At 43.9% G+C, this 13,676-nt stretch carries 10 protein-coding genes and 1 pseudogene; 7 read left to right on the top strand and 4 right to left on the bottom strand.

All coding sequences use genetic code 11. The features are described from left to right. The first annotated feature begins 1,269 nt into the window (after positions 1-1,269). Complete coding sequence (locus tag H524_RS0102870; protein WP_027939143.1) at positions 1,270-2,622, top strand: protein-glutamate methylesterase/protein-glutamine glutaminase; 1,353 nt, start codon at positions 1,270-1,272, stop codon at positions 2,620-2,622. 33 nt (positions 2,623-2,655) lie between these two features. On the opposite strand, the gene H524_RS0102865 is transcribed toward H524_RS0102870, so the two are convergent. Then, positions 2,656-2,859: a hypothetical protein gene (locus tag H524_RS0102865; RefSeq protein WP_027939142.1), complete on the bottom strand. Its 204-nt coding sequence runs from the start codon at positions 2,857-2,859 to the stop codon at positions 2,656-2,658. 945 nt (positions 2,860-3,804) lie between these two features. Here H524_RS0102865 and H524_RS0102860 point away from each other — a divergent pair. From H524_RS0102860 to H524_RS16275, 5 genes and pseudogenes are all read left to right on the top strand, one after another. Further along, positions 3,805-4,551, top strand: coding sequence for a flagellar motor protein (locus tag H524_RS0102860; RefSeq protein ID WP_027939141.1), 747 nt, complete (start codon positions 3,805-3,807; stop codon positions 4,549-4,551). A gap of 271 nt (positions 4,552-4,822) precedes the next feature. Further along, positions 4,823-4,949: pseudogene (locus H524_RS17970) on the top strand (flagellar motor protein MotB); the annotation flags it as partial. Next, the gene (locus H524_RS16280) at positions 4,937-6,082 is read left to right on the top strand and encodes an OmpA family protein (RefSeq protein WP_425387372.1); all 1,146 of its coding nucleotides are present in this window, start codon (positions 4,937-4,939) and stop codon (positions 6,080-6,082) included. The pseudogene H524_RS17970 and the gene H524_RS16280, both read left to right, overlap by 13 nt. A gap of 626 nt (positions 6,083-6,708) precedes the next feature. Beyond that, complete coding sequence (locus H524_RS13925; protein ID WP_084281623.1) at positions 6,709-7,554, top strand: ParA family protein; 846 nt, start codon at positions 6,709-6,711, stop codon at positions 7,552-7,554. A gap of 466 nt (positions 7,555-8,020) precedes the next feature. Then, a complete protein-coding gene (locus H524_RS16275) occupies positions 8,021-10,615 on the top strand; it encodes a chemotaxis protein CheW (RefSeq protein WP_052338870.1) in 2,595 nt (864 codons plus the stop codon). Positions 10,616-10,850: 235 nt separating this feature from the next. Here the strand turns inward: H524_RS16275 and H524_RS17565 are convergent, their stop codons facing one another. The 3 genes from H524_RS17565 to H524_RS17560 form a co-directional block, all read right to left on the bottom strand. Continuing rightward, on the bottom strand, positions 10,851-11,204 hold the full coding sequence (locus H524_RS17565) for a hypothetical protein (RefSeq protein ID WP_211232149.1): 354 nt from the start codon (positions 11,202-11,204) through the stop codon (positions 10,851-10,853). 236 nt (positions 11,205-11,440) lie between these two features. Beyond that, the gene (locus H524_RS0102835) at positions 11,441-11,686 is read right to left on the bottom strand and encodes a hypothetical protein (protein ID WP_052338875.1); all 246 of its coding nucleotides are present in this window, start codon (positions 11,684-11,686) and stop codon (positions 11,441-11,443) included. Positions 11,687-11,732: 46 nt separating this feature from the next. Continuing rightward, positions 11,733-11,990 carry a hypothetical protein gene (locus tag H524_RS17560; protein ID WP_084281622.1) on the bottom strand — a complete coding sequence of 86 codons (258 nt, stop codon included), beginning with the start codon at positions 11,988-11,990 and terminating at the stop codon, positions 11,733-11,735. A gap of 823 nt (positions 11,991-12,813) precedes the next feature. On the opposite strand from H524_RS17560, the gene H524_RS0102825 reads away from it, so the two are divergent. Further along, positions 12,814-13,323, top strand: coding sequence for a chemotaxis protein CheW (locus H524_RS0102825; protein WP_044121343.1), 510 nt, complete (start codon positions 12,814-12,816; stop codon positions 13,321-13,323). Positions 13,324-13,676 lie beyond the last annotated feature (353 nt).

Genomic DNA, 13,676 nt, shown 5'->3' with positions numbered 1-13,676 from the left:
ATATTGAACAAAACTTAGAGAGTAGTTTCCTAATTTTTAACAACTCTGTGCTTACATATAGCTTATTTATCGACTTTTAAATAAGAGCCTCGCAAGTGGTTAAGTTTACATTGCGTTCTCAGTGGGAATCTTGTTGTCTTGAGAGTGGCATGCACTTTAAAAAGGCAAGTACATAAGTGTTAACTTATCTATTGCTTTGTTTACACTTTGGGGGATAAACTACGCTTTCGTAGTATCTAGGATACACATGCAAATGCCACTATCTAGCCGCCTTGTAAGCGAATAAGTGTAATAAGGTACATTGTTTACTTGCCTAGTTAGTCACAATCATAAAAGAGTTATAGTCACTGACTAAATGCTCATTAATTAGGCCTAAGAAAAAGCTTATAAGTAAGCAAGATTCAAATACCTAATCGTGCTACCGTTTTGTACTTATAGGCTCAAGCTAAACATACCGCTCCACTGATACAAGATCGCCAGAATAAGCCTTTAAGCGACTTGTAAGCGAGCTTAATTATTCTTAGTGCTTTAAGCGTGTTGCTATGTTAGTAGCTTTATTAAAGCAGTACTTATAAGCCTTACATTGAGTGCACTAAGGTTTTTAGTAACATGGCGGTATCGAGGTTTGCGCACACAGCATAGTTATTCTGTAAGCTATGATGCGCTATTGAGTTACAACTAGCATTGCGATTCAAATTAATTGGTTGTAAAGTGTGCATTTGTCAGCATTTTCGGCGCAAACATAAGGGTTTTACCTCCTGTTGTCGTAAAATGAAAAGTCATTGACTCCATTGTGCATGCCAAGCTTTTGCCAGTATGTATAAGATAAAATCGAAGCTAGGCTTTAAAAGTCATTAAGTGATTTTGTCTACTTAAGTAAAAAGCTCAATGTACCTGCTTTTCCAAGTGATCTTTGATAAAAGGTGCATTAATATAATTAACTTAAGAGCTTATGCTGGTAATTTTCACTAGAGCTCATAGATGAATAATGGTGTGACTTAGGATTATCCAATAGATTGCTTACAGCAATACTTAGCTTGACTTTTGTTTCAAGTGTAATGATCTTGCTGTAGTCACAAACAACGTAACGAAAAGGCAAGCATTCAAGTACTTGTCATATTTAAGACAAGTTGCCAAGTTAGTGTTTGAGACGAGTCAGACTGTCAAGTAGCCGAAACAAGATAGGTTACGCGACTGAGTGAACAGATTGAGAGGCTTCCGTACAATGCCATACAAACGAGTACGGAAGAACAAACGTAAGAGGTTCTTATGGCAACTAAGGTACTCATAGTAGACGACTCTACCTTCTTTAGAAAGAGACTTACTGAGATCATCTCCGGCGATCCTAGCCTAGAGGTTGTTGGTGAGGCTAAGGATGGTAAAGAAGGCGTAGAAAAGACTATGTCTTTAAAGCCTGACGTGATTACTATGGACGTGGAAATGCCTGTCATGGACGGTATTACTGCTGTTCAGGAGATCATGAGCAAGTGTCCTACTCCGATCTTAATGTTCTCCTCCTTAACTTTTGAAGGTGCCAACTCAACCTTTAAGGCACTTGAAGCCGGTGCCGTCGACTTCATGCCAAAGAACTTTGAGGATATTGCTCACAAGCGTGAGGAAGCCTTAAATGAGTTACGTTCTTCAATTAAGGCTGTTGCTCGTTCACACATTCGTAGAACACCTGCACGTCCAAGCGCTTTAAGCTCACGCCCAGCTGCAACTTCAACTCCAGCTACTTCTACACTTGGCGCTCGTACCTCTACTTTAGCAACTTCACGTACAACCACTGTAACTTCAAGCACTAGCCCACTTGGCCGTACTACTGCTACTAGCTCTACTTTAAGCCGTACTACTAGCACTGTACGTCCGACTGAGAGCACAGCCGCTACAGCAGGTGCTGCTACTGCACCAATGACTGGTACTATACGTCAGGACTTCGATAAGATTTACAACTCATTAGGTAGTGTAAACCAAGGTCGTCCTGCTGCAGCTATGCAGTTTACTTTTGGTAACGCTAAGGGCGTTTCAACTGCATTTAAAGTATCTGGTAAGTCTCACGATCTTATTGCGATCGGCTCATCAACTGGCGGACCAATTGCTCTGCAGAACATTATTCCTAAGCTGCCACGTATGAACGTACCTGTTGTTATCGTGCAGCACATGCCAGCATCATTCACCACTACCTTTGCGCAGCGTTTAAATGGCTTAAGCCAGAACGAAGTATTAGAGGCAGCTGATGGCATGGTATTAGAGCCAGGACATGTTTATATTGCTCCTGGTGGTCGTCAGATGCTCCTTGAGAAGGCTGCAGGTCGTGTTCGTACCCGTGTTCTTCCAGCTGATCCTCGTGTGGTTTACCACCCTTGCGTTGACGTAACTTTTGCCTCTATTGCCAATATCTATGGCGGTTCTGTTCTTTCCATGATCTTAACTGGCATGGGCTCAGATGGTTGCGAAGGCTGCCGCATGTTACGTTCTAAGGGCTCTGTAGTTTGGGCTCAGAATGAGGATACTTGCGTTGTTTACGGCATGCCACAGGCTGTTGTTAATGCAGGTTTAGCAGATCAGATCTTACCTTTAGATAAGTTTGCTGACTGCATCATTCAAGAGATGCGTAAGTAAGCTAATATCAAAAGTAAAGCTAATATCAAAAGCTTAACTTGATAAAAAAAGCTCCACATCTAAATTAAGATGCGGAGCTTTTTTGCTTTTAATGGCCACATCATCTTTACTTTGCAGCAGCAAGGTCACGCCCACATAATCTTTGCTTTGCAGCAGCAAGGTCACGCCCACATCACCTTTAATTTGCAGCAGCAAGTAAACGCCCACATCACCTTTAATTTGCGGCAGCAAGGCCACGGCTAAATGCTTGGACCGTGGTTGTTTTTTTAGTAGTTGTAGTTTTGACTATGGCAAGAGTTAGGATGCTAGAGACGTAGGTCCTTGAGCTTTTTGCGAGTTAATATGGTGCATTGTGGCCAATAAAGATGAAAAATATTAGGGTACTTACAGCTTTGATTGTAACTAGTTTTTTTTATAAAGCCCGTCAGTACTGAGATCTGGCGGTTTTTTGGCTCATCTATTGGCATAAAGCTAGCATAAATGCACAAGCACTAATGTATTTGGGCCTTGAGGCCATCAAATCACATGATCTTTGCTGATTTGCAGTGCAATAATCTCGTGTTCATCACAACCTTGTTTCATAGTACATGAGAACTTTATGTCTATGTACTAAAGTATTGTAGTCAGGATCTTTGTGGTCTTAGACTCAAACTTGAACTGTTTACTTTTGCATGCGACTAAATAGCATGCATAATTAGGCGTAGTTGCGATTGTTTTTAACGATGCTTAGAAAAAGTTTAAGCATGCATTGCCTTTAACTTATGAGTCTCGTTAAAAACAATTGCAAAGCATCAAATGATGCCTTGTAATGACAACCACTCTATAGAGTAGTCCTAAGTTGCTCTAAGTATGATCTAAGGTTGTCGTGAGCAGAATTGCAGAGGGAATGCTCTGCATACGTGTCTAAGGACACAAAAGTCACAGCAGTGACATGGCTTTAGTGGCGGTATACGGAGCGCTCTTGCTATCGTATGCAGGATCTTAGGCCAGTTTTTTCAAGTCATTTAGTTAGGTTGACTAAGGAGACACCAGGAACTAGGTTCAAAGTTGCTTAAGTAAAACTTAAGAAACTGATGTGCTCTTTAGCTTATTGAGAGTTCTTCAAGGTGGCATGTTTTTATGCTTCTCTTTAAGAAAGCTTATATAGCTATAGGCCTATAACTTGGTTCTGTGTATATAAGTATGAACGTTTTTGGTCTTGTTATCGCAATCGCCTGTATGATTGCGACCATGCTGATTGAAGGTACTCACCCTTCAGCGCTGTTGAATGCCCCAGCATTCCTGATCGTGTGCGGTGCTGGTCTTGGTGCCGGTTTCGTGCAGTTCTCTCCAAAAGAAATTCTCACCGCTTTCAAGCACTTCTTATGGCTCATTTCACCTCCACGCTTAAACTTCCAGTCCCAAGGTGAACTGCTTGCTGGTATGTCCACCATTGCTCGTCAGCAGGGTCCTCTGGCTTTGGAAAACTCCGTAGCTTCCGCTAATGACGACTTTACCCGCACTGGCATTCAGATGATTGTGGACGGTGTAGATAAAGATGCTCTTTATGCTCTGCTTGAGAACGCAATTGAGCTTGAGCAGCAGAAGCTTGAGCCAAACGCTAAGTTCTATGAGTCCTTAGGTGGTTACTTCCCATGTATGGGTATTATTGGTGCGGTTATGGGTCTGATTCACGCTATGTCCCTGTTAGACCGTCCTGACCTGTTAGGTCCTTCCATTGCTGTGGCATTCGTTGCAACCATTTACGGTGTGGCAGGTGCTAACGTATTCTTGATTCCAGCTGCTAACCGTATTCGTACCTTAAATGCTGAAATCGCCCTGTATAAGTACATGACCTTAGAAGGTCTCGTATCTATCGCCAGCTCTGAGAACACCCTTATGCTCAAGCGTCGTATCGGTGTTTACACTGGCAACCTCAATGGTGATTAGTTTCTACTCGTCTCCTGATTAAACATTTAGATGAGCCTTGTAAAAAGATCTTAGTTTTAAGCTTAGTGCATGACCTAATGTTCTTAAGAGTTAATGACTCATCTTAATCATGCAAGGACTATGAAAGTAGTCAGTGCATTGAACAAAAGCACAGGCCGCATCGTCGCACGTTGCGGCGGTTTAGCAAGAGCACAGGATTTTCCTGCGAGCCACGTGCTTTTGACGGTCTAGTTGCTCTTAGCTAGTAGCTAGACCTGTAAGGGATTTAACAATGGCAAGAAAGAAAAAACATGCAGGCCATGAGAACCTAGAGCGTTGGCTGGTTTCTTATGCTGACTTCATGACACTGATGTTCGCGGTGTTTGTGGTGCTGTATTCGTTTGCTATGGCTAAGTCTGTTGATGCTCAGTCCATGATTAAAGGTCTGATGGCATCATTCAGCGAAATGGGCATGGTGTCAGCAGTACCAGGTGTTATTGCACTGCCAGGTCCAGTTGCCAATCTGATGGCTGATGCTTCTTTAGCATCTGCTGCAGCTCAAAAGGGCGAAGTTCAGACTGAGGCCCCTGGTGGCGGCGGTGTTATGGACTTCGGTGTTACTCAGCAGAGCTTAGAAGATGCAGGTGCTATGGAGCAGACTGCAAACTCCGATGAGAACGCTGAGGCTGTAACTCAGGGTAACTTAGAGGCCTCCGAGGTTATTGAGCCAACTCAGGGTACCTTAACTAATGTAACCCCAGACTCTCAGACTGATAAGTCTTCTGGTATGACCGAAGGCGGTAAGCTTGATGAGGTTTCAGAAGGCGGTGTTGGTCCTGCTGAAAGCGAGTTTGAAGGTGAGAACCCATCTGGTCAGCCATTCGATACTCTGATGCGTTCCATCTCTGAGACCATTTCAGAGCAAGGCTTAAGCAATGAAGTGATTGTTGAGCACGATCCAAACTGGATTACCATCAACATTTCTTCAACCATGCTGTTTGCTCCTAACTCTTCATCAATCCTGACACGCTCACGTCCAGTGATCGCTTCTATTGCCAATACGCTCAAGAACGTTAACAACTATATCCGTGTACGCGGTTATACTGATAACTCTTTCGTGCCAAGCGCTATTTACGGCAATAACTGGGAGCTTTCTTCTCGCCGTGCTATTAACGTGCTGCAGGAGCTTGAGGCTAACGGTATTGATCCACAGCGTTTAGCAGCTGAGGCATATGGCCAGTACTCACCGTTCTACTCAAATGCAACCCGCGCTGGTCGTGCACAGAATAGACGTGTAGTAATCGCTATCTCTCGTGAGGCTCTGAAGAATCAGAATCTACAGGTTGTTCCAGGTAGCTCTGAGAACATGATCCCTACACGTAGAGCAGGTAGTGGTGGCTTTAACTTCGAAGCAAACCCTGATGGTTCTGTAAGCTTCAAGGCTGAGCCAATCGATCAAGATGTTGGTGTTATGGAGGAGGAAGCTCCTCCTGCTGAGGGCGATGCAGGTGCCGGCAGAGTAGAGCTGCCAAACTTTGGTTCTCAGAACTAATATACACATTGATCATTAGTTTGATTAAAGGCGCTGTCGCAAGGCAGCGCCTGTTTGTGTTTTTATGGCCGCAAAAATTTGCAAAGCAAAAACACAGACAAAGCCTCATGGCACTCTGGCTGGGGCTTTCATCTCCTCAAGATAGGCCATAGCTTTGACACTCTTTTACAAGAGTTCTCAAACGAGCACTGCAGAATCTACGTGTGCATTAAAAAGCAGTATTCCTTTGAGCACTTTTCTTTGGCAGGTTTTATGACGTTTCTGCCAATCTCAATGCCACATCTGGCACTTTAAGCAAACAAAAGGAGCAATTAAAAATAACTTGCTTGTGCTTTTCTTAAAGCTATTTTGTGATAGTTATGAGTGCATATGGGCACATGAAGTTTTGCGATGCTGTAAAGCTTGAGTTGGATAGAGTTATCTTTTTTGCTTTTAGAGTTGAGAATCACGTCATAAGATACTCACATCGATGATGTATCTTGCTAAAATACATATTTAAGCTTTTACTTGTGTGCAGTGTGTTCTATCAAGCACATTAGTACCTTATGCAGCGTCAATAGACACTTTTGTATGCAGCTTTAGGATATAAGCTTTACCGGTTTCATTTATTTTATCGGGAGTGGGCAGTGTTAGTATGGGCCGTTGCAAGCCAGAAAGGCGGTGTGGGTAAGACCACAACAGTCGCCTCAATTGCTGGCTGGTTACAAAAAGAAAACCTCCGCGTATTGGTGGTCGACACAGATCCGCATGCTTCTCTTACCTCATATTTAGGTATAGATGACGAAAGGATCGATCAAAACAATCTGTTCGACTTATACGCAATGAAGACCCCAACTCGTGAGGGTATCTTGCGCTGTATTACCAAGACCGCTCATGAGGGCTTAGATCTGATCTCAGCCTCTATGACCTTAGCTACCATTGACCGTCATTTATCCGGTCGTCAGGGTGTAGGTCGTATTTTATCTCGCTCTTTAAGCCTCATCGAAGATTGCTACGATGTAGTCCTCATCGACTGTCCTCCTGTCTTAGGCGCTCTGATGGTTAATGCTTTAGTAGCCGCAACTACTATTATTGTTCCAACCCAAACCGAGTTCTTAGCTCTTAAGGGCCTTGAGGGTATGGTGCGTACCTTTACTGTGATGCAGCGTGCTAACAAGAGCGTACATTTTGATTACATCATCATCCCAACCATGTATGACCGTCGCACCAAGGCCTCAGTACAGAGCCTTAGCTATTTAAAGACTCACTATCGCGATCATATTTGGCGTGGCAGTATTCCGATTGATATCTCCTTTAGAGAGTCATCTGCACGTAGATTACCTCTGCCACTTATGGATGATTCCCGTCAGGGTTCTGTTGCCTACCGTAACTTACTCAAATCTCTCATCGAGAGCGAGTTAGAGCGTCATCCTGATCGTGTATCAGAAAATCTCAAGGATGTAGGCGACGCCATTAAGCTTGAGATGATCTAGCTTAAAGGTACAGTTTTAAGGTGTTTGACTGCCACATAAGTTAACAAACTTAATAGTGCAGCTTGCATCAGTAAGAAAAGCAAAAGATATAAACGATTTCATAGTTTTACTCTTGCGCATCAAGCGCATATGAAGTCAATAGAGCACTAGTAATCTACAAATAGACAGCTAAATATGCCTAAATTTACGTTACTTGCCACTCTCAGTAGCGTGGATAGTTAAGAGCTCAGAGTTGTAGTTAGATTACAGTTGATCATTAAATGCTTTTTTCTTACTAAAAGAATTATGAGTTTTGCTCATGCAGTGCATGAGGCTACGCAGAGCAAGCTTAAAGACAATTACATTTGGCAAACCTGCAGTTAGTGAAAGTGCAGGTTTGTATTAAGACTGATGATCTTTAAATTGCCAAGATTAAGGTCAGGTCTTTTAGTAGGCACGCTAATAAGCTGCTCAAGGAGAATTTGTAATGGCTCCAAGTCATCACGACCGTGAAGAGGAAACTCTCATTGCCTACTTCCAGCAAATGCTTGCTGAAGTAGATGATGAGGAGTTTGACGGTGAGCTCCAAGAACAAGGGGACATGCAGGCTGCACCTGCCGACGAATCCTCCTACTCAAAAGAAGCCAATGAAAGTGTACTTACGAGTGCCAATGCCGCTATTGACGCTAACCATGCAGCTTTAGCATCAACTGGCGCTTCAAGCACTATTGTGAGTGCTCAAGGTGAAGTATCCTCTAAGACTATTGCAGACAGCGACTCATTAACAGTCAGCGCTACTAACGCTGCAGTTGTTACTCAGAGTGTTGTCTCTAAGGGGCTTAATGAGCAGTCTGCACCTCTTAAGACAGAGCCTTCTAACTTAGAAAGTGCCAAGGCTTCAACTGAGGGTATCGTTATTTCTTCAGCTGCTGATGAGACTGTATCTGCAACCCAAGCTCAAGAGCAAGAAGTTGCTACAGGTTCATCAGTCGATCGTGCCTATGATGCGATCTCTAAAGAGCCATTCATCTCTATTGATGAAGAAGAGCCAAGCACTAGCGAGTTTGTGCAAATCGGCATTCAGCCAAAGGCTGTTACCAGCAGCGTAACGACCTCTTCTTCAACAGCAGATGTTCAGACTCAAACAGTTGTTACCACCACACCTGATAGCACTGAGGTTATTCATACCCATACTACCGATGACGCGATCGTTATCGAGAAGGTGGTCTCTGGTACTAGTGTTGAAGATGCAGAGCATGTTGCTGATGATAAGGAAGCACAGAGCTCAGAGTCATCAACTACATCATCTGATAGCATTGCACAGCCAAGCGTAGCACAAAGCTCCGCTCAGGAAGATGCTGAGCAAAGCGCATCTGAAAGTGGCAAGGATAGCGCATCTGAAAGCGCCAATGAGATCCCTGTTGATGCTGAGAGCGCAGCTGATGCAGCCATGATTTCTGCAGCCGAGCAGGCTGATAAGGACAAGGCAGATGCTGTCGCTGCTGAGAGCGCTGCTGATGCAGCCATGATCGCCGCAGCCGAGCAATCTGAAAAGGACAAGGCAGATACTGTTGATGCCGAGAGCGCTGCTGATGCTGCCATGATCGCTGCAGCCGAGCAATCTGAAAAGGACAAGGCAGATGCTGCCGCTGCTGAAAGCGCAGCCGATGCAGCCATGATCGCCGCAGCTGAGCAGTCTGATAAGGACAAGGCAGATGCTGCTGCAGCCGAGAGCGCTGCTGATGCTGCCATGATCGCTGCAGCTGAGCAGTCTGATAAGGACAAGGCAGATGCTGCAGCAGCCGAGAGCGCAGCCGATGCAGCCATGATCGCTGCAGCTGAGCAGTCTGATAAGGACAAGGCAGATGCTGCCGCTGCTGAAAGCGCAGCCGATGCAGCCATGATCGCTGCAGCTGAGCAGTCTGATAAGGACAAGGCCGATGCTGCTGCAGCCGAGAGCGCTGCCGATGCTGCCATGATCGCCGCAGCCGAGCAGGCTGATAAGGACAAGGCAGATGCTGCTGCAGCCGAGAGTGCTGCCGATGCTGCCATGATTGCCGCAGCTGAGCAGTCTGATAAGGACAAGGCTGATGCTGCCGCTGCTGAAAGCGCAGCCGATGCAGCCATGATCGCTGCTGCACAAAGTTCTGCTGACGAAGAGAGTTCTTCATCAGTGTCTTCAGCTGTAAGCTATGAGCCACAGCTGCAGACCGCAACTAAGACTGAAACTGCTAAAGAGCTTGAGTTTGCCGATCCAGGTGATAGCGAAAGCCTGCAGCGTCTGCTTAATACCATTGTTCCTCAGACTGCTACTGAGACTAAGGTTGCAGAGCCTGAGGTTAAGGTTGAGACCAAGGTTGCAAAGCCTGAGGTTAAGGTTGAGACCAAGGTTGCAGAGCCTGAGGTTAAGGTTGAGACTAAGGTTTCTGAGCCTGAGGTCAAGGTTGAGACTAAGGTTGCAGAGCCTGAGGTCAAGGTTGAGCAAGTTCAGAAGATTGAGCAGGTTACCAAGGCTCCTCCTCAGACTGCTGAACAGCGTATGGCTGATAAGCTGCACGCTATTAACAAGGATTGGAAGAACGTTGATCTTGGCGAGCAATTCCAGGTACTGTTCTTCTTAGTTCAGGGCGTACGCTTTGCTGTGCCTCTTATCGACCTTGGTGGTATCTTCGAGTGCGATAAGATTACCAACCTCTTTGGTAAGCCTTCATGGTTCATGGGTATTACTGATGTTCGTGGCGATAAGATTAATATCGTTGATACCTTACGTTGGGTTAAGCCAGATATTAAGCAAAGCCCAGAGAAGTACCCTTACTTAATCTCCTTAGGCATGTCTCCATGGTCTATTGGTTGTGACGTCTTAGAGGGTAACCGTACTTTAACTAGCTCTCAGATCAAGTGGCGTGAGATTCCTGGTAACCGTCCATGGCTTGCTGGTATCGTAACTGCCGAGAAGTGCGCCTTACTGCATGTTAAGGCTTTAATCGCTTTATTTGAGGCCGGTGCAGATATCGAAGACTTAGTGCGTAATATCAGCGAAGAAAAAGGTGACAATGGCACTAAAGGCACTAAGAACGCCTAGTTCTTATAGGCACTGATACAAAAGAATATGATTGCCAAGGGCCGCATTAGCGGCCCTTGCTGCCTTATGTCCTTTAAGTGATTTCCGTCAGGGAGAAATCGCTTAGCGGGTGTTATCGCAGAAATTCCCACGGAACCCCGTTTAGTTAAATAAAATATTTAGCTAAACACAAGTGTGTGTAAAAGAGATTATCAAAAAAAACCGGCTTATAGCCGGTTTATCCTTAGACATTTAACTAACGACTTAATTTCTTCTTTTTCATTCTGGCCTGCTCAATCTCTGTCCCAGCGACTTTTTTAAACCAATCAGGCAAATCATTAGAAATGAACTTTGTTTTATCTTGTTCTGTGCGGAAAAGTAATCGCCGTCTGTTATAACTGTTATCAAATACCCATACCCGGTCAGCCACGGCCATAGCTTTAGGTAGGTTGGTTACAGAACGCTCGTATCGTCTGAAAAGATCATCAACAGGCACATTATGACCACCAAGGCTTACACGCTGGTTAACGCGAGCTACTGACATTCCTACATCTTTTACCCCCATATAGATTAAATTAATTTTGTAACCTGCAGTCGCAGCAAGCTGCATTAACTTAATCTCCCCCATTCCTGTGAGTGTCGTTTATACAGCGAAAGTACATCTATTTTTGAGATTTTCCGTGCGCAGAAAAAGTGCCTGCTCTCCTGCCTTTCGATTGCTTATACCTTGTTCCCGCGCAATATCATCAGGGTTAACAACCTCTATTTTACCAAGGATATGTCGCTTAACTAGGGTAGATTTTCCTGCACCATTAGGCCCTGCAATAACCTAGAGTTGAGGACGCATCAGGGCTTAACCTCAACTACTTTTTCTGTACCAGTCATGAAACTCACCAGTTCCTTACGACCATCTGGATATTCTTTTATAACACACCCTTCTGGTGTATTTCGTTCAGCGTAATAAATAGGTACGCCACTAAGAAGATTAGCACGGGCTTCTTCACCTGCATCATATCCAAGTTGTCTATCAAAAACGGTAAAAAATCGTGCTTCATCAGAAGGTGTCATTTCGGCCAGATGAGATAGATCCATACTCATATTCAACCCTCTATAATTTACAATTAGAAATTAACTGACATTATACAATCAGAAATGCCAACGCATTCATTCTATCTATGACACTTTGGGTTTCCATGTTGCCATAATGTAAGTGAGAGTAGCCAGTACAAGGAAACTCCACACATCCTGAATCGTATATCGTAACGATTTTTACAATAGTGCCAATATTTTTAGCAAACACCGGATGATGCACACTCACGATTTCACATCGAGCACCAACGTAAAATTCTTTATAACGCTGAACAGTAATCATCCGCTCGCGGTCTTTACTGTCCATGGCATTTTAGCGGCCATTGCCGTCTTAGTCCACTTAGCGGACTTTACTGTCCATGGCCATTTAGCGGCCCTTGCTGTCTTAGGTCATTTGGCGTACTTTACTGTCCATGGTAGATATATTTTTGGTATGTTATTGGTGCAGTTGTACTGAAATGTTTTACAAAAGCAGCACATAGCTAAATTGCTTGTTCGCTTATTGATTAGTCGAGTTTGCCTTTATGATCACTCGTTGGGCATGTTGGAACTAGGTTTTTGTCAAAAAGCTTGTTGCAATCGGCACTTTAGGCGCACTTGTATTCAATATTTTGCCTTTGATCATGTAAGCAAACGATTTTCTAGGCTATAATCATGAGGATAGCACTATACATGACTTACACAAAGTGTGAGTTATTTTGACGGTGCTATGAGCAATACATAAGGCGCAGGTGATTGTTTTTAATTGCCATGCAGCTTATATATACCGCCTATAAACTAAAATAGTGGCTCAAAATGCGACTTAAGACTTGATGATAAGTCTATTAGTCACATCAAGGTCAATCTAGTGTAGTTTAGGCATGAATTGAGCACGTTCGTGCAATCAGCGTAGACCGATAAGGGTATACTGAACTTATAGACAGAGCAGCTTAAGCATTAAGTGTTACTTTTGTGTAACAGCTTGTTTTGCTATCATGCTGCTAGCATTGTTATGCTACTGTCATAAGGCAGTACTCCTGCTTTGATCATCAGAGCATAAGGATGCATTAGGTTTAATACCTTTAGCTTGTCGGGGATTCTCCAACATAATGTTGTAGAGTTGGAGATTGAGTTCAGAGGACTTTATACAAATGGCTAATGAAGAGACAACTTCAACCTCAATTTACGATCCAGATAGCAGCCAGGGTGAGGTTTTACGTTGGGTAACTTTCCAGCTCGACCGTGAAATGTACGGTGTTAACGTAATGCAGGTTCGTGAAGTATTACGTTACTCTGACATCGCTCCAGTTCCTGGTGCACCAGCTTACGTATTAGGTATTATCAACCTGCGTGGTAACGTAGTATCTGTTATTGATACCCGTATGCGTTTCGGTCTGCCACCATCAGAGATTACTGATAACACCCGTATCATGATCATCGAGTCTGAGCGTCAGGTTGTTGGTATTTTAGTTGACTCTGTTGCTGAAGTAGTTGACCTCAACACTAATGAGATCGACGATACCCCTAACGTAGGTACCGAAGAGAGCGCTAAGTTCATTTGCGGTGTTTGCAATCGTGAAGATGATCTGCTCATCCTCATCGACCTGTACAAGCTTCTTACTGAAGAAGAGTGGCAGGACATCGCCAACATTTCAAACTAATGTTAAGGCAGCGTAAGCTGCGTTGCATGAGTTTACAGAGGCCTCGCATTGCGAGGCTTTTGTTTTTCTAAGGCAAGTAAAATCAAACTTACAACAGGTCATAATCTGTTTGTTCAAATGCGCAAATTGTGACAGTTAAACATACGTTAGATGTAGCCTTAAAGCTGTGCCTTTTAGATAACGTGATATAATTTGCCTCTCAGAATTTCACTAGAAGTGGCGTGCCTAAAGTGATCTGACATCATTATGGTGTTAGATGGTGATGTGCGCCCGTAATATGTAGCTTGACCATAGCCATTTTGCTTTGCTTGTAATAACAATTGCGTCTTATCGTGCAATTATCAACTTTTTTA

The organism is Anaerobiospirillum succiniciproducens DSM 6400, from assembly GCF_000482845.1.
Lineage (GTDB): Bacteria > Pseudomonadota > Gammaproteobacteria > Enterobacterales > Succinivibrionaceae > Anaerobiospirillum > Anaerobiospirillum succiniciproducens.
Note: the sequence above shows the minus strand (reverse complement) of the source record. Positions and strands in the feature narration are given on the sequence as shown.

Excerpts from the sequence above, each read along its gene's own strand:
- H524_RS0102835 (WP_052338875.1), bottom strand. The coding sequence starts at position 11,686 with ATGGATCTATCTCATCTGGCCGAAATGACACCTTCTGATGAAGCACGA.
- H524_RS0102825 (WP_044121343.1), top strand. The coding sequence starts at position 12,814 with ATGGCTAATGAAGAGACAACTTCAACCTCAATTTACGATCCAGATAGC.
- H524_RS16275 (WP_052338870.1), top strand. The coding sequence starts at position 8,021 with ATGGCTCCAAGTCATCACGACCGTGAAGAGGAAACTCTCATTGCCTAC.
- H524_RS17560 (WP_084281622.1), bottom strand. The coding sequence starts at position 11,990 with ATGGACAGTAAAGACCGCGAGCGGATGATTACTGTTCAGCGTTATAAA.
- H524_RS0102870 (WP_027939143.1), top strand. The coding sequence starts at position 1,270 with ATGGCAACTAAGGTACTCATAGTAGACGACTCTACCTTCTTTAGAAAG.
- H524_RS17565 (WP_211232149.1), bottom strand. The coding sequence starts at position 11,204 with ATGCAGCTTGCTGCGACTGCAGGTTACAAAATTAATTTAATCTATATG.
- H524_RS16280 (WP_425387372.1), top strand. The coding sequence starts at position 4,937 with ATGGCTAAGTCTGTTGATGCTCAGTCCATGATTAAAGGTCTGATGGCA.
- H524_RS0102860 (WP_027939141.1), top strand. The coding sequence starts at position 3,805 with ATGAACGTTTTTGGTCTTGTTATCGCAATCGCCTGTATGATTGCGACC.